The sequence below is a fragment of the Melghirimyces profundicolus genome (assembly GCF_003054245.1).
Taxonomy (GTDB): domain Bacteria; phylum Bacillota; class Bacilli; order Thermoactinomycetales; family DSM-45169; genus Melghirimyces; species Melghirimyces profundicolus.
The window spans coordinates 90,894-109,189 of the sequence record NZ_QBKR01000009.1; the positions used below are offsets into that span (position 1 = coordinate 90,894).

Genomic DNA, 18,296 nt, shown 5'->3' on the forward strand with positions numbered 1-18,296 from the left:
CATGGATTTGGCACGGTCGGCCGAAACGCCGTCCCCGGACGCACTCCCCTGTGCGGACGGAAAGCTGGGAAACTACCTGAGCGGGGACGTCCCCGACGAAAACAAGTGGGCCGATTGCGTCCATTGCGGTTTGTGCCTGGAAGCCTGTCCGACATACCTGGAAACCGGACACGAGCACCAGTCTCCGAGAGGGCGCGTCCACCTGATCAAAGCGGTGGCCGAAGGAAAAATCGGACTGAACGAATCCTTCATGGACCCGGTCTTCACCTGCCTGGATTGCCGGGCCTGTGAAACGGCCTGTCCGTCCAACGTCCAGGTGGGAGGGTTGATTGAAGAAGCCCGGGGCCAGGTGCGCCGGGCTCATCCCCTGAAGGGGTGGAAAGGCTGGGTCAGCCGTTTCTTCCTTCACGGCGTCTTTCCCCATCCCGGCCGGCTGGAAATGCTGGGGAAAGGGTTACGGCTGCTGAAGAGAAGCGGCCTCTCCTCCTTCGCCCGCCGGATCGGTCTGATGAAACTCCTGCCTTCCCAACTGGAAGAAATGGAGCGGGTGACCCCGATACCGGGACTTCCGGTCCGGAAAAAGCTCCCCGAGGTGGTCCCCGCCCGGGGAAAGCGGAAAGAACGGGTGGCTCTCCTGACCGGATGCGTCATGGATGCGGTGTTCGGGGACGTGAACGAAGCAACGGTCCGGGTGTTGACAAGAAACGGATACGAAGTTCACATCCCTCGATCGCAAACCTGTTGCGGGGCACTTCACGTTCATGCCGGTGACCGTGAGGCGGGGAGGGAATTGGCTTTGAGAAACATGGAAGCGTTCTCGGATGCGGATCATGTTTTGGTCAATGCTGCGGGATGCGGTTGTGCCATGCAGGAATATCCGGAACTGTTCCGGGAGGATCCGGCCCTCCGGCAAAAAGCGGAAGCCTTTGCGGAAAAGGTGATGGACGTTTCCCGATTTCTCACCCGATACGGGTTTGAGCGGCCGAAAGGGGAGATCCGTGCACGGGCGTCCTACCATGATGCCTGCCATCTGGCCCACGGTCAGGGGGTCCGGGAGGAGCCGCGGTGGATTCTCCGCAGCATTCCCGGACTGGAGTGGGTGGAGATGGCCAACGCCGACCGCTGCTGCGGCAGTGCGGGCATCTACAACCTGACCCATCCGGAGATGGCGGGAGCGGTCCTCCGCCGTAAAATGGAAGACGTACCGGAGGATGCGGAGTTGATTCCCATGGGGAACCCGGGGTGCATGTTGCAGATGTCGGTCGGCGTTCTGCGGGAGGGCCGCCGATCGAAGGTGGTCCACACCATGGAGCTCCTGGACCGATCCTACCGGATCGGAGACCGGGAAGGGAAGGAGGCATCATCGTGTTCGGACGGAAAAAGCGGCGGTTGGATCCTCTCATCCGGCAACTGATGGAATGGGTCGGGGAGACCAACGTGCTTTACCGGCGGGAAGATCTGGTGGCTTATGAATGTGACGGTTTCACCCTGAAAAAAGGGGAGGCCCGGGCGGTCGTCTTCCCCGCGGACACCCGGGAGGTGGCGGCGGTGGTCCGGTTGCTCCACCGGGAGAACGTCCCCTTCATCGCCCGGGGAGCGGGCACCGGTCTGAGCGGCGGAGCCACCCCTCTCGGCGGGGAGGTGATCATCAGCCTGGTCAAGATGAAAAAGCTGTTGCGAGTGGATCTGGACAACCGGATCGCTGTGGTCCAGCCCGGATTTGTCAACCTGAAGCTGACCCAATCGATCGCCGATCGCGGTTATTATTACGCTCCCGATCCTTCCAGCCAGTACGCCTGCACCATCGGGGGCAACGTCGCCGAAAACGCCGGAGGGGCGCACTGTCTGAAGTATGGCGTGACCACCAACCATATCTTGGGGGCCGAAGTGGTGTTGCCCGACGGGGAGGTTATCCGGATCGGGGACGAGGGGATCCCCGATATGCCGGGTTATGACCTCTTGGGCCTTTTGACCGGGTCCGAGGGGACGCTGGGGATCGTAACCGAGATCACCGTGCGGATCCTGAAAGCCCCTCAGGGGAAGCAGACGCTTCTGGCTTATTTCGACGATGTGGAGGAGGCATCCCGGGCCGTCTCCGATATCATCTCGGCGGGAATCCTTCCGGCGGCGCTGGAAATGATGGACCGGACCGCCATCGAAGCCGTGGAATCCGCCAATTTTCCGGTCGGCCACCCGCTGGATATCGAGGCGCTCCTTCTGGTTGAGGTGGACGGCATCGAGGCCGGCTTGAAGTCCCAGGTTGAAGATATCACGGAATTGTGCCGTCGGCGGAACGTCCGTGAAGTGAAAACCGCCCGGGATGAAAAGGAAGCCGCCGCCTGGTGGGCCAACCGGAAAACCGGGTTCGGGGCGATGGGAGCCATCTCCCCCGATTATCTCGTTCAGGACGGGGTGATCCCCCGGAGCACCCTTCCGGAAGTGCTGGGGAAAATCCGGGAAATCAGCCGGGACACGGGCCTTCGGATCGCCAATATTTTTCATGCAGGTGACGGAAACCTCCACCCCTTGATCCTCTTTGACGAGCGCAAACCCGGGGAAAAGGAACGGGCACTGGAAGCGGGTTCCCGTTGCCTCAAGGTGTGTGCGGAAGTCGGGGGAACCATCACCGGTGAACATGGGGTCGGAATCGAGAAAAGGGAAGAGATGCGATTTGTCTTCACCAAGGAAGAGATCGCCGCCCAGATCCGGCTCCGGGATGTGTTCAACCCGGGGAACCTTCTCAACCCGGGCAAAGGATTCCCCCAACCGGGGCGATGTGCCGAAGTGAAACAGGAGATCAAAGAACGGCGGATGGCCGAGGGGTAGGACGTCAGGCATTCCCGAAAGCGGGAGTGCCTGTTTCCATGAAAGACGGCGGATTGACAGGTTATCCGATGTGTGGGAAAATCAGGTCTGAATAATCATTCTATTTTGATTCTTGAAGGGGAGGAGAGGAAGTACTGTTGGGTACCGGTGTGCTGGCTTTTTTGTCGTTTCTGCCCATCCTGGTGGTTGCCGTGTTTCTTGTCGGGCTGAAGTGGCCCGCCAAGAAAGCGATGCCCCTTTCCTACCTGGTGGCTGTGGCGTTGGCCCTGTTCGTCTGGCAGGTTTCCTTCGCCCAGGTGGCTGCCGCCACCGTCAACGGGTTGGTGGTCACGGTTCAGTTGTTGTACATCATTTTCGGGGCCATTTTGCTGTTGAACACGCTGCGGGAAAGCGGCGGTCTGAAGACGATCCGGCAAGGGTTCACGGATATCACGCCGGATCGCCGGATCCAGGTGATCATCATCGCCTGGCTGTTCGGATCCTTCATCGAAGGATCCGCCGGGTTCGGCACCCCCGCCGCGGTGGCGGTTCCGCTTTTGGTGGGCCTCGGTTTTCCGGCGATGGCCGCGGTGGTGGCGGGGATGGTCATCCAGAGCACCCCTGTTTCCTTCGGGGCGCTGGGGACACCGATCCTGGTCGGGGTCCAGACAGGGTTGTCAGCGGATCCCAATCTCACTTCCGATCTGCCCGCCTACGTGTCCATGGTCGGGGGAAAAGTGGCCATCCTGCACGCCTTGACCGGCACCTTGGTTCCTCTCCTGGTGGTGGGGATCATGACGCGCTTTTTTGGAAAGCACCGCTCCTTCAGCGAAGGCGTGAAGGTGTGGAAGTTCGCCCTGTTCGCCGCTCTGGCCATGACGGTGCCCTACGTTCTCGTCGCCAACCTCCTCGGTCCGGAGTTCCCCTCCCTGATCGGGGCCCTGATCGGACTGGCGGTGGTGGTTTTTGCCGCCAAAAGAGGATTTCTCATGCCCCCCGAAGAAGAGCACTGGGATTTTGAGCCCAAAGAGAAGTGGAACCCCGAATGGAGCGGTTCCATTCAGATCAAAGATGCCGACGGAGTGCGGGAGATGGGCATGTTCCGGGCCTGGGCGCCGTATCTCCTGATCGCCTTATTCCTGGTGGTCACCCGTTTGAAAGCACTTCCTTTTCTGGAGTGGCTTCAGGCCTGGAAGATTGAATTTCCCAACCTCTTCGGAACGGACATCTCAGCGTCGTTGCAGCCGCTCTACATTCCGGGCACCATCTTCCTGGCGGTCTCTCTCATCACGTACTTCCTCCATGGGATGAATGCGGCCAACTATGGACGGGCATGGGGGAGCTCGGGCAAAGCACTGGTGTCCGCCTCCACCGCCCTGGTCTTTACCGTGCCGATGGTGCAGGTCTTTATCAACAGCGGCGGCGGGGGAGCCGGGTTTGACGCCATGCCGGTGGCCTTGGCCGACGGGGTTGCGGCCGTGGCCGGAGAGTACTGGCCTTTCTTCTCCACTTTCATCGGCGGTCTGGGCGCCTTTGTTGCCGGCAGCAACACCGTCAGCAACATGATGTTCTCCCTGTTCCAATACAATGTGGGGGCCAACATCTCCGTCGATCCCTCCTGGATCGTCGCTCTGCAGGCCGTGGGCGGAGCCGCGGGCAACATGATCTGTGTCCACAATGTGGTCGCCGCCTCCTCCACGGTGGGACTGGCGGGCCGGGAGGGCGAGGTGATCCGGAAGACCCTGCTCCCCTTCACCTATTACGCCCTTTTTGCCGGGGCGGTCGGCTACTCCATCGTCTGGTCCCCGGAAAACGGCATTCTCAACCTGGGAACCGTCGTGGCCGCCCTGATCGCACTGGGGGCCGTCTACGTCGTCGCCACTCACCGCTCCCGCCTGCCCCAGATCCCGGTGGCGCCGGAACCGGAGAAACCATCGGTCTGAAAACAAATAAAACCGGGAAATCGTTCCCGGCTCTCATCACCTTTGATGACCGCCCTCACAGCCGGGCGGCTTTTTTATGAGTCCTTATCCCATGTAGACTCTGGATTCAATAAATGCTGCCGCCCCCGCCACCGCAAGCGCCAGCAGCAAGGGAAATGACGCCGGCACCCAGAGGTGGAGGGCGACCAGAAGGAGGGACGACCAGATGCCCATGCACCAGTGGCAGCTCAACAACGATCCCGCCCAGTACCGCCATCCTTCCCCTTTGATCTCGATCTTCCGCACCTCCTGTCCCGATTCATCCGGTTCGTAGGTAACCGTCAGAAAAGGGTCCCGGAGAAAAGAAGTGATCTCGTCAAAGACGATCAGATGGGTGAGGCGGAAGGATGCCAGGATCAATATGGTCAGTTGTAACCAAGAAATGTCTTCCACGGGGGCTTCCTCCTTCAGAAAGAGATCGAGATGCGATTATTGGACGGCAACTTCAGGTCCTGCTGTTGAAAATAAACGACTCCCTCTATGGAGACGGTCTGTCCTTGTTCCTGCTTACTGACGGAGAGCTGGAACCGTTCGAAGGTTTCCGATGTTCCCGGGGCGATTCCCAGGGCATGAATGGGACAGATCCAGTACTCCCCGCGTTCCCGGGCTTTCCGAAACCAGTCCTCCTCCAGGTACCGCCATCCTTTGGGGCCTTCCGAACCTTGCACTCCAAGCGTTTCCACCAGGTTGGGAGGCAGAATCTGGCCTCCCAGCCGCACGCTGTCCCGGGGGGTGGGGTGCAGGCAGATCATCGGGTTGTGGAGGGTTTCCGTTCCCGTGTTTTTGATATAGAGATTCCCGAGAACGACAAAGGGACGCTCCGCTTCCCCGGTGGAGATCAGGGTGTAATCAAAAAAAACTTCGGCAAGGAGCTCCTTTTTCGCCGGATGGGTATCGACCCGGGCCGGCTCCGTGGATGAAGGTTGGACCGCTTCCACGGGTTCGGTTTCCTTTGAGTTGGTCACTCCGGACTGGGGTGTTTTTTTGTCTTGATCGTCGTCCCCGGTCTTTACCGGAACCCCCTCAAAGCCGGGGATCAGGGAGGAGAATGGATCGAAGGGGAGACAGGATAAGCTCGCCAAGGGTCGTTTATTCCGGAAGAACCGGAGAATCGCCGTCACCAGGCTGAATGCGGTTTTTTCCAGTTGATCCCGATGCTTTCCTTCGTCGTCGGAGGAAGGAAAAAATCCGTGCAAGTGAAGATCGGGAGAGCGGTGGGAAAGGGACTGTTCCCGGATGCGGGAGGGGATCCCGTTTTCTTTCAGTTCCCGCCGGACCGCTTTTGCCAATCTCCGGCTCTTGGCGCCGGGGCCGGAATCAATCAAAAACGGGGAATCGACGGAGTCCGGAACATCGACGGTGCATTCAATCATCAATTCCTTCCCCTTTCGGGGAACGGGGTCCTCCAGGATCTTCACGTCGGCACCCCAATCCATCAAAAACAACCGGATCTTTTCCATAAGCGTTCGGGCTTCCTGGTTGGGTTGTTTATGGAGAATGAGGATCTCTCTGCCCTGCAATTCTTTTATGAGATGAAACGTCGTTTGACCCGGTTTCCAGTCGGTCCGGTATCCGGTCTGCTCACATAACAGTCGGAAGGCGGGAAGCGAAGTGTAGGGGAGGCTCCCGATCTTTTCCCCTTCCCTGTAAATGGACACATTCAATCCAAACCCTCCATCCTTTGGTATCCATGACTATCGGTATCCTATGTCCGCAGGCAGCCCCATGTGCCCGGTGTCGACGGGATCACCCCGGGATAGGAGGCTCCCACACATATTGGCCCGATTTGGGCGGATGTCTAACGCGGAGGAACCAAGACCTTCGTATATATAGGGTGCGATGACTTAACACGCATAGGAGGGTAATGAATGAAAAGATTACGACCCATACGCGGCGCCCAAGAGCCGCCATTGATTCCCAACGACGTTCAACCGGAATGCATCTGCGTTCCGAAAGTGTATGACTGGGTCCAGGATGTCAACCGGGTCACCAAAACCGTCCCCCTCCCCGACGGGACGGACAGCCCGCCGGGATGTCGGGAGCTGGTGGAGGAGGCAATCGCCGGCGGTCAGGTCGTCACCGCCGAATGCTCGGCCCCGGATGTGCCGCCGCTCTTCCCCCTGACCTGCGCCCCTGAACCGCCCCAGCCAGGTCAGCCGACCTGCCGGGTGGTCAGCATCCAGCGGACGACGATCCCGGTCAACGGACAGCAGGTGCCGGTGGCCATCGTCCGGATGCAGTTCAACTTTGTGGTCAATGTCACCATCTTCGCCGACGGAACACAGCTCTGCAACTTTGACGTGCCGATCAGCGTGCCGGGAGAAGTGGTGCTGTGTCTGCCCGAACCCTTGGATGAAACCAACATCAACTGCCGGATCACCGCGATCCAGTGCAATGTGGTGCAGGTCTTCGACGGGGCGGTGGAACTGGATCTCATCGTATGCAAAGACATCCAGGTGGAAGCGGAAGTGAAGCTGGAAGTGCTGGCCAAGTTCTGCAAGCCGCGCCAGCCGATCCCGGTCCCGCCGCCGGTCTTCGAATGCCCGACGATCGAGCTCCCGCCGCAGTGTCCGGAGTTGTTCCCGCAGGTCAACTGCGACTGTCAGGCTGAATTGGATACGACGGTTGAAGGGGCAGCATTAACGGTTAATGGAGTGGCGGCCACGGGGACACTGACCGCCGACGCCATCATCTGTAATCAGTGTATGCCTGAGGAAACCAGAATCGAGGTCACCTTCACCGACGACACTCCGACGCCGGTCAATGAAAGCTTCACGTTCCGTGCCACGAGCTTCGATAATGAAATTTGTGTCACGAACGCAGTCAATTCGCTGACACTGACGGGAACCGGGACCGTCACCGACTCCAGCGGCAACACCATCAACGGATCCTATACGCTGGTATTGGTTTCAAACGCCACCTGCACCTTCGCTCTTGCATTTACCGGTCCCGGATTTACGATTGCAACACCTGTAGCCATCGATATCCCCTGTGAAGATCTCACCATCCGCGACTGCGCCAATTTCCCCACGCCGCTGCCCTAGGCCTGATACTCAGGAGAAGAAACGATCTTCTCCTGTTTTTTTTGTGCACTCAGGCCTGCGGGTAACCCGGCACAGAAGGGATATAAAGGGGAATCGATGTTCTCCTGCTTTTTTTATGATGAGTGGCCATCCGTCCAGATTGAGAAGGTAATCGTGGCATCGCTGTCTGTCATGTTGCTGAGAATGGTGACGCATTCATTCCCTAGATCTTTCTTGCATTATCGTATTCTATCTCCGGAAAAACGGTCAGGCTGATAGACTGGGAAAACCGTGGGTTTTGATCGGGTTGCATTTTGAAAATAAAGAAGTTGGAGACGGTAGATTGACACGGGTACAAACACCAAATTGACACCATCGAGATCTGAGTGTGAATTGGGCTTTTCCCACTGCCCAAACCGGTGCCCGGGTAGAACTGCGGGAGAGCGGACGGAATATCGATACCATAAACCATGGAATAAGGGGGTTGTAAGAGATGTTTTGGAAAACCAACAAAAAGATGCTGGAACAGAAGGACGAAATTATTGAATGGTATAAAAAAACAATGAATGACTGCAAAGACGAACTCCGACAGATAAATGAGCGGCTGGATCGGTACCGGGAACAGGAAACGGATTACAAAAAGGAGCTGGAAGAGTTACACCGAACCCTTGAGGAGTATCAAACGAAAGAGAAGCAAATGGAAAAAAAGGTGGAGGTGCAGAGACACCCCCGGCAAAAACCCCGGTGGGGGGAGCCGTCAACGGGTTCGCGGAGGCCGGTTCCGTTCCATGAGCTGCTTGCGAACTATCAGCCGCAACAGCAACCGGGGCAACATCCCCATCCGCAGCCGGGCTATGTTCAGCAAGCCGGAACGGGGCGATCCTCCGTCGGTTTCCAAGGGCAGTACCGGAGCAGCGGATCCTCTCCGGTCTCACGCGGCTCCAGTGGAGGATATCGAAGCGGCCACACGGGCAGCCGCACACAGCCGACCTCCCAGGGCCAACAGTACCTCCGAAGGTATCGCAGCAGCACGATGACCACCATCAACCCCTTCGGCTGAAGCAGGGGAATGGCGCCGGGAGGTCCCCGGTGACGGAAACCGGATGGAAAGGGTAGTGTGGGGATGCGCCTCTTGCTCACTTGCATCCTGGAACAAAACGGGATGCTGACCCATGTATGGGACCTGGTGCAACAACTGAAGCCGCACGGATACGATGTCCATCTCGCTGTCATGAAAACAGAAAAACCGTTTATGGAAACGGCGAAATTGCGTGACCCCCAGTTGACGGCCTCTGTCATGACCGCGGTGACTCAGATCCCTTGTCAATTTTATGAAACCACCGCGGAACTGGATTCCCTGGTGAAACATTGGAACATTGGTCTGATTCATGCCCAGTCTTTTTTAACGTTTTCCTCCGCCTGCCGTGTGAGTCAGATGCGACGGATCCCGTTGGTTCTCACCGTTCACGGTGTTCTGAAACAGATACGGCCCTATGTTGGGGCGTTAAACCATGCCGTCCGCATCATTGCGGTGGGTCCCGCACAAGCCCGCTCCCTGGAAGCCGTCTCTCCCGGAAAAGTCAGGATCATTGCCAACGGCGTGGATACGGAGCGGTTTCAGCCCCCGGGGGCCGATTCGGGCTCGGATGGACCCTTGCGTCTTCTCTGGTTCGGTCGGACGGCGGGAAGGATGACGGCCGGTGCCAAAGCGTTGGATCAGGCGATTCCGTTGCTGACAAAGAAAGGGATGGACCTGGAGGCCAAGGTGTTGGGGGAAGCCGCCGGGGTGACGTTCCGCAATATGGAGGTGGTGGGCTGGCGGCCCAATCCGATCCCCTGGCTTCAATGGTCCCAGGTGGCGGCGGGGCACGGCCGCTCCCTGCGGGAGGCCATGGCTTGCGGCAATGCGGGCATATTATTGGCCGCCAATCACGGCGGGCTGGTTACAAAGGAATGGTTTGGGAAAGGCGCGATTTCTCTCGATGCCTTTCCGGAATACCGATGGCCGGAAGCGGATCCTGAGACCATCGCGAAGGAACTGGAATGTCTGAACCGGGACCGGGGCCGGTTGCACCGGTTGCGGACAGAAGCCCGGGAGATCGCCGAGCAGCATTTTGACGTGAGGAAAATGGTCGGGAAAACGTTGAATCTGTACCGCGAAGCCGTTTCCGCGGCGGCGGATTGACAGGCGCTGAAGGGCGTCTTTTTTATGTTTGCGGCCATTTCCCCACGGAGTCCAAACATTTCAATGAATTCTACATAAAAAGGTTATAAATGCGAGTTTAACAGAAGACGGGAAAGGAGGTCCGCTCATGATATTGATCACAGGTGCAACAGGTTATATCGGCTCTTCACTGACCGGGTTTTTTGTGAGCAGGGGGGTGCCGGTCCGCGCGGTGGATGATTTCAGTGTCGGTGGAATCCGGAGCATCAAAGGAGTTGAAGTGCTCCGGAAAGATGTCACCGAAGTGGAAGATGTGCGGGAGATGGTGGAAGGGGTTTCCGTCGTAATCCATCTGGCGGCGATCAGTGATGTATCCCGATGCCAGCTGCACAGAAAGGAAGCGCTGTTGACCAATGTGCTTTCTCTTAAATACCTGATTGATGAAGGAAAGAAAGCCGGCGTCTCCAAATTCATTTTCCCTTCTTCGTTTACGGTTTACGGTGCGGGGGGCGGCAACATACATGAGGAATTACCGGTGGAGCCCTTCAATTTTTACGGTCAGATGAAGGTCTGGTGCGAAGAACTGTTGCTCTCGGAGCAACAAAAGGGTCATCTGGACACGGTGATTTTCCGTCAATCCAATGTCTGCGGATCGGGTGAGCAGCCGAAATCCACGGTGGTGGAAACGTTTTGCGGTTCCGCTGTGCGGAGGGAACCCATTGTTATTCACGGTTCCGGTAACCAGGTCCGAAATTTTGTCCATATCCGGGATCTGTTGGAGGCTTATTACCGGGCCGCCATGGAAAAGGTGTCCGGTGTGATCAACGGAGCCGGACACGGATCGGTATCCATCCGGCAAATCGCGGACTGGGTCAATGAAGAGTGCCGTCAGCGGCTGGGGCATCAAGTTCCGATTATCCACCGACATCAAACCGTGGTCGGCCATGAACGGGAAACGGAGTCCCTGGACTGCGAGCCCCGCCGGTTGATCCGGCTGCTGGGCAGCCGTCCGCTGCTCACCGTTCGGGATGCGATCAGAGAGTACTTCTCGGCGGAAGAGAAAGAGAACTATTCAACTTAGGCTTCGTTTTTGGACGGCTTCCGTGCCCCTATCAGGCTTTTAATCATATAACGTATGGAACTATAGCAATTATCAATTGATAACAGGAGGTCAAGTGATGATTCTGGTAACAGGGGCGGACGGATATATGGGCTGGCCTTTGATGCTCCGGCTCGGAAAGAAATATCCGGAGGAGCGGATCGTCGGTGTGGACCATATGGGTCGAAGAAAATGGGTGAAGGAAATCGGGAGTGTCAGTGCGATCGGAATCCGACCGATGGAAGAACGAATCCAGGCGGCGACGGAGTGCGGAATGACCAACTTATCCTACATTCAGGCTGATTTGACGGACCGAAGAGCAGTCGATCGGATCCTCTCCATATTTCGTCCGCGGATCATCCTGCACCTGGCCGCTCAGCCATCGGCTCCCTACTCCCACATAAACGGGCAATCGGCCGATTACACACAGGAAAATAATAACCGCATGTGCCGCAATCTCCTATGGGCGTTAAAAGAATTGGATTTATCCCATACGCATTTCATCGAAACGACGACAACCGGGGTGTACGGGGCGCCGGAGTTCAAGATACCAGAGGGGTATTTGACGGTGAAGACCGACACCGGTCGGGATACCGTCCCTTACCCGGGAATGGCGGGCTCCTGGTATCATATGAGCAAAGCCAACGATGTGAACAACCTGTACCTGTCTTCCAGGCTGTGGGGGCTGACCGTGACGGACATGCGGACGGCGATCGTCTTCGGTACCGACACAACCGAAACCCGCCTGGATCCCCGCCTTCAGACCCGGTTCGATTTTGATTACTACTTCGGGGTGGTGGCGAACCGATTTTGTGCCCAGGCCCTGGCCGGATCTCCCATTACCGTTTACGGTAAAGGGGAACAAAAAAAGCCGATGATCTCCCTTGAAGACGCGGTCCAATCGCTGGCGAATGCCGTCGATCTTCCCCTGCACGGGGAGTTCCGGGTGTACAATCAGATGACGGTACTGGTCAGTCCCAGAGATATCGCGTATAGCATACGATCCTCGGGGAAAAAGTTGGGGATGGATATTCGGATTGAACATCTTCCCAACCCTCGCAAAGAAAACGAAACCCATGCCATGCAGATGGAAAACCGGAAGTTTCTTGAGGATCTGCTTTCGCGCTCTTCACAAACCCTGGAAGAGGGGATTGATGAAATGATGCGGAGACTCCACCCGGTACGCCGCGTGTTTCAACAGTACCGAGATCGTTTCATGGGAAAATGAGTGACACCCCCCCTCGCGTACAAAAGCACACCTCTTACTTTTACGTTACGGGGTGTGTTTTTGTACGTGGGCATTGACCAATTGAAGGTACAGCTTCCGGATCCGGTCTGCCACACCAGGGTTGTGGAAACGATCACAAATGAAGATGTATCCCTGTTCCGTCAAACGCTCCCGCTCCTTCATCCTTGTGATCAGCAACAGTTTCTCCATTTCCCGCAGCAAACCCTGGACGGTGCAGGGTTCTTCCGCCCTGTGATCCCCGAAATACCCGTTCCACGCTTCTTCGTGACTTTCCGGCGTCACCAAGCCGAGGAGTCCCTCGCATCCGGCGGCAATGACCGGTCGACGGCAAGCCATCGCTTCCAATGCGACCCGGCCTGTCCCCACCACGCCATCACTCATGGAGTACAGCCGGGGCATATCTTCCCTGGAACCCAGTAAGTGTATGAAGGGACTTTGCGGATACTGTATCTTACGTATTTCTTTTTTGATTTCGCTGGTTTGGGAACCGTCGCCCACGATCACGGCATGCAGATGGGGAAAAGACTCTTTCTTCAGTCTCCCGCATGCTTCCACGAACTGTTTGGCGATTTGTCCTTTTTTCCAGGTGAGTCTTGCGGCGTACAGGACGACGACGGCGTCCGGCGGGATTTGATGGTGCAGGCGAGTCTCGCTGCTTTCGGCATCAAAGTGAAACTCCCGCGTATCAATTCCGTTGGGAATGAGACGCGACTCCATTCCATTGTTTTTCAACCAGTCCTGTATGGGCGGGCTGACGGAAATCACGGCGGATGCAGTCCGGGCGATTCTTTTAATATCGGATGCATTGTAATATTGTCCGTGGACGGTGAAAACCAGTGGAATCCTTTTTTCATGGACGATTTCCTTGACGGAAAGCGCAATGGAGACTTCATGGGCGTGGATCAAGTCGATATTCTCACGTAGGATGATGTTCCGAAGTTGTCTGGATTCCCTGGGATTGTATTGCCAAGTCTTCTGCCACGGGTTCCACAGAGGTGCCATGCGGACGTCCGACAAAATATAGACGGGGCAACCCAGGTGACGGAACCGCGGGGCCATTTGTCCTTCCTGTCCGGCGATCACCACTTTCGTTCCCTGTCGAAGCAACTCCCGGGTCAGGGATAAAGTGTATGTCTCCGTCCCCCCCACATGAAAATGGTTGAGTAACATCAGTACCCGTACAGATGATCGGTTCATGGATGGCTTCCCCCTGACAGAAAGATTACTGTCTTTTGCGGTTTTTTCTGGAGCGCTGATCGGGGTGGGCGCGGTAATAGTACAGAATTTCGGGGATGTTCTCGATGGTTGCTCCGTTCTTGAAAAACTTGATCATAAATTTGTAATCCTCGATCCGATTAATCCCTCGGTGAAATCCGCCATGATGGTCGAACAGACTTCTTCGGAACATCGAAGTGGCGACACAGACGCAATGCTTTCCCTTTTGATAGCTTTTTTTGATCTCTTCACCGTAGCGTAGCCAGTTCGGAGCGGGAAACCGTTTTCCGTTCTCTTCCCGGAACCAGGCGTATTGTGTTCCCGCCAGACCCACCTTGGGATGTTTTCTCAAGAACTCTACCTGTTTCTCTATGCGCCGGGGGTGAGAGTAGTCATCGGAGTCCTGCAGAGCGATAAATTCTCCCCGTGCCAGGAACATTCCGGTGGTGTATGCACCGGCGTTTCCAGTATTCCGGGGAAGAGAAAGAAATACAATATTCTGTTGTTGCCGGGTCGGCAAGGAGCGAATCCAGCTTTGTATTTTCGGCACGCTTTGATCGGTGGAGTTGTCATCGACTATTATGATTTCAATATTGGAGTAGGTTTGGTTGATCAGGCTGCTGAGGCACTGATTCAGGTATTTTTCGCGGTTGTAACAGGGAACCACGATGCTGACCCGGTTGGGGATCATGGGAAAGGTCATCCTTTGCACCTCCTGTGCTATCCTATTCGGCTTTTATGCAATCTGGAAATCTGTCAAATGCGGATTTTAAAGGGAATCTCGGATGTCTGCGGATATTGAACCGTCGGATAAACGGGTTCACTCAAAGGTGCATAGGATGAAGGGACCTATCGACTTTCACGAAGAGCTGAATCAACTGCGGAAAGGGTGATCTCATTGGATCCTCGTTATGAACAATACCGGTGGTATAGGATGGGCACAGGCAGAAGAAATGTTCAACGATCCGTCCCCACCCGGAGGCTGACCCCGGGCAACAACCGACAACCCCGACTGTCGCAACCGGTCCGGAACGTTCCGACAAACTCGCAACAAGCAACGCGTCGCAGGAGAGGATGCTGCGGAGGCTGATTTTTCCAGAACCAAAGATATCCCGGTAGTACGTACAAAAACCGGTTTTTTCCGGATGGTTGATCTCATGCTGACCCCCCCTTGCCTGGGGGGTTTTTGTGGTGTGATGCGGTTGACAAACTCGGCTTTTGAAAATGATGAATCCTGGTCGGGTCTTTTTCGCCGGATCCGTTGGCGGGGGATCACGATTCACGGATGGAAGGGTGGAGACGAAAAGAAGGAGGAGGTCTTCTAGTTGGTCAGTCAACGGCGTAGACATGGTTAGCAAACACGTTCCCTTTTTCCGTTGGAAGGGGATGCATGAGGAGGTTTCGATGTGGCAGATCAACCAAAAGGTCCCCGTTTCTCCAATTCCCCGGTGAGAAGTGAACGGGATCGGGTTCTCCATTTAAACCGAATCGTCAAATATCTGCAAAACAAAGAAAAGAAGTATCGTCGTGCGGTGGAGGAAAAGGACCGGGAATTGAAACAAAAGGTGGCCAGGGAAAAAGAGTTGCAAAAGTTGCTGGGCAAGTGGAACGAGTATTATCGATATTTTCAATCAAAGGAGAAAGAGTACAGACGAAGATTGAAGGAGAAAAACCGGGAACTTCGACAGATGCAGGAAAAGTGGAAGAAAGATTCGATGGTAGAACGAGAGGAAGGCCAATCCGGGGTGTTGCCCGAGCTCAGGGAAAGCAAGAAAGCCCTGGAGAAGACCACTCGTACCGTGCAAAAACTGAAAAAGGAAATGGCGGAATTGCAAAGCTCATTGGACCGGAAAGAACAGGAGTTGGAACATCAGCTGCAAAAACAGGACGAACAAGATGCGTGGCTGGAAGAGAAGGAGAAAACGATCAAGGGACTTCACCAACGACTTCGGGAACTGGAACAGACCGCACAACAGAAGGAACTCCGACAGCGGGAAACAGGGAAGCGGCGGGAACAGGAATGGCAGGAACGGGAGAGAAAGTGGAACCGGCAGATCGCGGAGAAAGAGCAAAGCCTGAAAGAGCTGGCATCCCGTGAAGAGGCGGCCCGATCGGAAAGGAAGGCCCTTCGCGAACGGGTATCGGAGGCGGAGCGCAAACTGGCACTCAAGGAAGAAGAGATGAAATCACTGAAAACGTTGGAAGCGGAACACCGGAAAGTGACGGATCAACTGAAACAGCGGAAAGAAGAGCTCCGCCGGGCGAAGGAAGAAGAGAGGCGGCTGCGGGGGGAAGTGACCGCCCACCAGGAGGCATTGGCGGAGCAGGAGCGGGAACATGAGGAAAAGCTGAAAGCGAAGGAGGAAGAGGCGGGGCAGCGGTTGCGGGAAGCCCAATCCCGGGAAGAATCACTCCGGCAAGCCCTGGAACAACAGGAGCAGGCGGTTCGGGAGGTCCGGGAGAAAGAGCGGTCATTGCAGGAAGCCTTGGCGGAGAAGGACCGGTTGTACGAAGAATGGAGGGAAAAGGCGGCCAACCTGGAGGAGGAGCTGAAGGGGTCCCGGGAGCAGGAAGCCTTGCTGAAGCAAAGCGTGACCGAAAAAGAGGAAGCCATCCAAACCCGGGAAGAAGAGCTCCGCCGGGCGAAGGAAGAAGAGAGGCGGCTGCGCGGGGAAGTGACCGCCCAACGGAAGGCGTTGGCAGAGAAGGAGCGGGAACACGCGGAAAAGCTGAAAGAGACGGAAGAAGGCATGATCCGGGAACTGGACGCGAAAATCCGGAAATATGAAGGGGAACTGAAAGCAAAAGTCGAGGCGGAACAGTCCATCAGAGAAGAACTGGAGAAACAAAAACGGCAGCTGAAAGAATTGCGCAGACGGGAAGAGAGCGATCGGAGCGAAATCGAAGATCTGAATCAGCAACTCGCTTCCAAATTGCCGATGACAGGATCATCAAAGTGGAAGTTGATTGAACAAAAAAATGAAATCATCGCCTGGTACAAGCAAGAAGAGTCGAAACACAACCAACGCGTGAAAGAAATAGAGAAGGAAAATAAGCGGCTGAAGGAAGAGAGAGACGGAATGTCCAAGAAATTGGAACATCTGACGGTCGAACTAAAACAGTGGAGAGAGAGTGCCACTCCAAAGGCGGAACCGTCACGGGAGGCACCCGATCCGAAGGAGACAACGGGGCAGACAGGAAAGCCGGGTGCAGATCCGCATAGCCGGCCTCTCCACAATCGGCACCCGTTCGGATTTGGATCGGGCAATCCAGACGAAGAAGCCGGCATCACCTTTGATCCTTTCAAGTATCAAAGGAGAAATGAGTGATACGTTTGGGTCCGGGAAGAGATCCACGTCTTTGATTGCAGTTGCGGGCTCTTGGATGAAAGTCCATCTTTTCTGTCAATGCACACCATCCATTCAAGTGGACATATTATATCATCTATAAGTTATCAAACCAGAAGGGAAAGATTCGATGGATCCCCAAGAAAAGATCCCGCTTCGCCCCTATACCGTTATCAAACCCAGTGGCACCTCTGAAATCATTCGTCCGGTACTCCGCAACGCCCAACCGAGGCAATCCCGTTACCCACAGCGTCGGAAAGGTTGCGGCTGTGGGAGGAGAAAAAAGTAGTCTTCCATTTAATGCCATGGTTTTCCGCATCCGGGAAAGCACCTACAAGGCCATGATCAAGCATTGTCTCGGCCAGCGTCCTTATGAAGCATGCGGACTGCTTTCGGGTAAAAACGGGCAGACGGACACACTGTGGGAAATGAAGAATATTTTGTGCAGTCCGACTTCATTTGCGATGGACGAAGTCCAACTGCGACAAACGTTCAAGAAGATGGAAAAGTCGGGGGGGAGATTGACAGGGATTTACCATTCCCATCCAACTGGCCCTCCCCGCCCTTCATCCACGGATATCGCCAACGCGACTTATCCCGAAGCCGTCTATCTCATCGTTTCCCTGGCCCAAACCACCCCTTCAGTGGGGTGTTATCGAATACTGGGAAAGAGCCAGGTGATTCCGTTATCATTGAACATCCTATCTGGTTAAGACGTTTGGCATCCCGGATTGCATCGACCGTCGGGGACCGGTGCGAAGGGGTGCTTTTTTAAACTTTACCTTTCCTTTTCCACATCGTATATACACATCGGACAGGTTGCTAACGGATCCGGGTATGTCTGAGTGAGCGTTTTCAAATGATAATCATGAGAGGAACCTGACTGAAAGGAGGAAAAGGGATGCCGAACTATGGAATCACATTGGACCAGGCCATGCGAATCATCAACGGGTTGACCTCGAGGGACCAAATCGAGGCGGAAGTGATCGGGAAGTACGCGGCTTCCTTTGACCGGGATGCTCCGGTGGACTTCCACATCATGGTGGATCTCCACGAAGCCCTGAAGCAAGCCGAAACAAAGCCGCCCCGATCGCCCCTGAGCCTGTTCTGGCCCCGGGAGAAAGAAGGCGGGTTGATCGCGGAACAGGATGCAACAGCCAGTTTGAAGGCCCTGAGCGGGGTTTTGGGAGAACCGAACAATCGATATATGGAAGAGACCGAAAAGCTAAACCTCGTTGACACGGGGGGTTCTCAACCATGAACGAGCCGATGAGACCAATGTTACCTGACTTTTAAGCGGCATGGGGGGCACCGCCGCTCGGCGATCATTTGATCTTAAAGACGAGGTGTTTTTTATGGAATCAAAGGGAAAAATGAATCCATCCGGAAATGGGGTTGACTCAGGTACCCGA

Annotated in this window: 16 protein-coding genes; 12 read left to right on the forward strand and 4 right to left on the reverse strand. The window is 55.7% G+C overall.

The features are described from left to right. Position 1 precedes the first annotated feature (1 nt). The 3 genes from C8P63_RS08160 (at position 2) to C8P63_RS08170 (ending at position 4,748) form a co-directional block, all read left to right on the forward strand. Positions 2–1,414, forward strand: a complete 1,413-nt coding sequence (locus C8P63_RS08160) for a (Fe-S)-binding protein (protein WP_108023033.1) — start codon at positions 2–4, stop codon at positions 1,412–1,414. After that, a complete protein-coding gene (locus C8P63_RS08165; protein ID WP_108023090.1) occupies positions 1,414–2,826 on the forward strand; it encodes an FAD-linked oxidase C-terminal domain-containing protein in 1,413 nt (470 codons plus the stop codon). The genes C8P63_RS08160 and C8P63_RS08165 overlap by 1 nt, the downstream gene beginning before the upstream one ends. A 137-nt stretch (positions 2,827–2,963) precedes the next feature. Beyond that, positions 2,964–4,748: an L-lactate permease gene (locus C8P63_RS08170; protein ID WP_108023035.1), complete on the forward strand. Its 1,785-nt coding sequence runs from the start codon at positions 2,964–2,966 to the stop codon at positions 4,746–4,748. A gap of 84 nt (positions 4,749–4,832) precedes the next feature. Here the strand turns inward: C8P63_RS08170 and C8P63_RS08175 are convergent, their stop codons facing one another. Both C8P63_RS08175 and C8P63_RS08180 read right to left on the reverse strand, forming a co-directional pair. Next, the gene (locus C8P63_RS08175) at positions 4,833–5,180 is read right to left on the reverse strand and encodes a DUF1360 domain-containing protein (protein WP_108023037.1); all 348 of its coding nucleotides are present in this window, start codon (positions 5,178–5,180) and stop codon (positions 4,833–4,835) included. Between the two features lie 14 nt (positions 5,181–5,194). Next, the gene (locus C8P63_RS08180; RefSeq protein WP_108023039.1) at positions 5,195–6,451 is read right to left on the reverse strand and encodes a hypothetical protein; all 1,257 of its coding nucleotides are present in this window, start codon (positions 6,449–6,451) and stop codon (positions 5,195–5,197) included. Positions 6,452–6,655: 204 nt separating this feature from the next. Here C8P63_RS08180 and C8P63_RS08185 point away from each other — a divergent pair, with 204 nt between their 5' ends. The 5 genes from C8P63_RS08185 (at position 6,656) to C8P63_RS08205 (ending at position 12,301) form a co-directional block, all read left to right on the forward strand. Continuing rightward, positions 6,656–7,831, forward strand: coding sequence for a BMQ_0737 family morphogenetic spore coat protein (locus C8P63_RS08185; protein ID WP_108023041.1), 1,176 nt, complete (start codon positions 6,656–6,658; stop codon positions 7,829–7,831). A 472-nt stretch (positions 7,832–8,303) separates the two neighbouring features. After that, positions 8,304–8,870 carry a hypothetical protein gene (locus tag C8P63_RS08190; protein WP_108023043.1) on the forward strand — a complete coding sequence of 189 codons (567 nt, stop codon included), beginning with the start codon at positions 8,304–8,306 and terminating at the stop codon, positions 8,868–8,870. 63 nt (positions 8,871–8,933) lie between these two features. Continuing rightward, positions 8,934–9,995, forward strand: coding sequence for a glycosyltransferase family 4 protein (locus tag C8P63_RS08195; RefSeq protein WP_108023045.1), 1,062 nt, complete (start codon positions 8,934–8,936; stop codon positions 9,993–9,995). A gap of 127 nt (positions 9,996–10,122) precedes the next feature. Beyond that, positions 10,123–11,055 (forward strand): NAD-dependent epimerase/dehydratase family protein, encoded by a 933-nt coding sequence (locus C8P63_RS08200; protein ID WP_108023047.1) that lies wholly within the window; start codon positions 10,123–10,125, stop codon positions 11,053–11,055. 97 nt (positions 11,056–11,152) lie between these two features. After that, positions 11,153–12,301 (forward strand): NAD-dependent epimerase/dehydratase family protein, encoded by a 1,149-nt coding sequence (locus C8P63_RS08205; RefSeq protein ID WP_211308262.1) that lies wholly within the window; start codon positions 11,153–11,155, stop codon positions 12,299–12,301. A 45-nt stretch (positions 12,302–12,346) separates the two neighbouring features. Here C8P63_RS08205 and C8P63_RS08210 read toward each other — a convergent pair whose 3' ends face one another. After that, positions 12,347–13,519, reverse strand: a complete 1,173-nt coding sequence (locus tag C8P63_RS08210; protein ID WP_108023052.1) for a glycosyltransferase — start codon at positions 13,517–13,519, stop codon at positions 12,347–12,349. 25 nt (positions 13,520–13,544) lie between these two features. Then, entirely contained in the window at positions 13,545–14,240 is a 696-nt protein-coding gene (locus C8P63_RS08215) for a glycosyltransferase family 2 protein (protein ID WP_108023053.1), read from the reverse strand. Between the two features lie 493 nt (positions 14,241–14,733). Here C8P63_RS08215 and C8P63_RS19750 point away from each other — a divergent pair, with 493 nt between their 5' ends. From C8P63_RS19750 to C8P63_RS08230, 4 genes are all read left to right on the forward strand, one after another. After that, positions 14,734–14,862, forward strand: a complete 129-nt coding sequence (locus tag C8P63_RS19750; protein ID WP_281258693.1) for a hypothetical protein — start codon at positions 14,734–14,736, stop codon at positions 14,860–14,862. Positions 14,863–14,943: 81 nt separating this feature from the next. Beyond that, a complete protein-coding gene (locus C8P63_RS08220; RefSeq protein ID WP_108023055.1) occupies positions 14,944–16,866 on the forward strand; it encodes a coiled-coil domain-containing protein in 1,923 nt (640 codons plus the stop codon). A 287-nt stretch (positions 16,867–17,153) separates the two neighbouring features. Beyond that, on the forward strand, positions 17,154–17,597 hold the full coding sequence (locus tag C8P63_RS08225) for a M67 family metallopeptidase (protein WP_245920787.1): 444 nt from the start codon (positions 17,154–17,156) through the stop codon (positions 17,595–17,597). 188 nt (positions 17,598–17,785) lie between these two features. Next, positions 17,786–18,145, forward strand: a complete 360-nt coding sequence (locus tag C8P63_RS08230; protein ID WP_108023059.1) for a hypothetical protein — start codon at positions 17,786–17,788, stop codon at positions 18,143–18,145. The last annotated feature ends 151 nt before the right edge of the window (positions 18,146–18,296 follow it).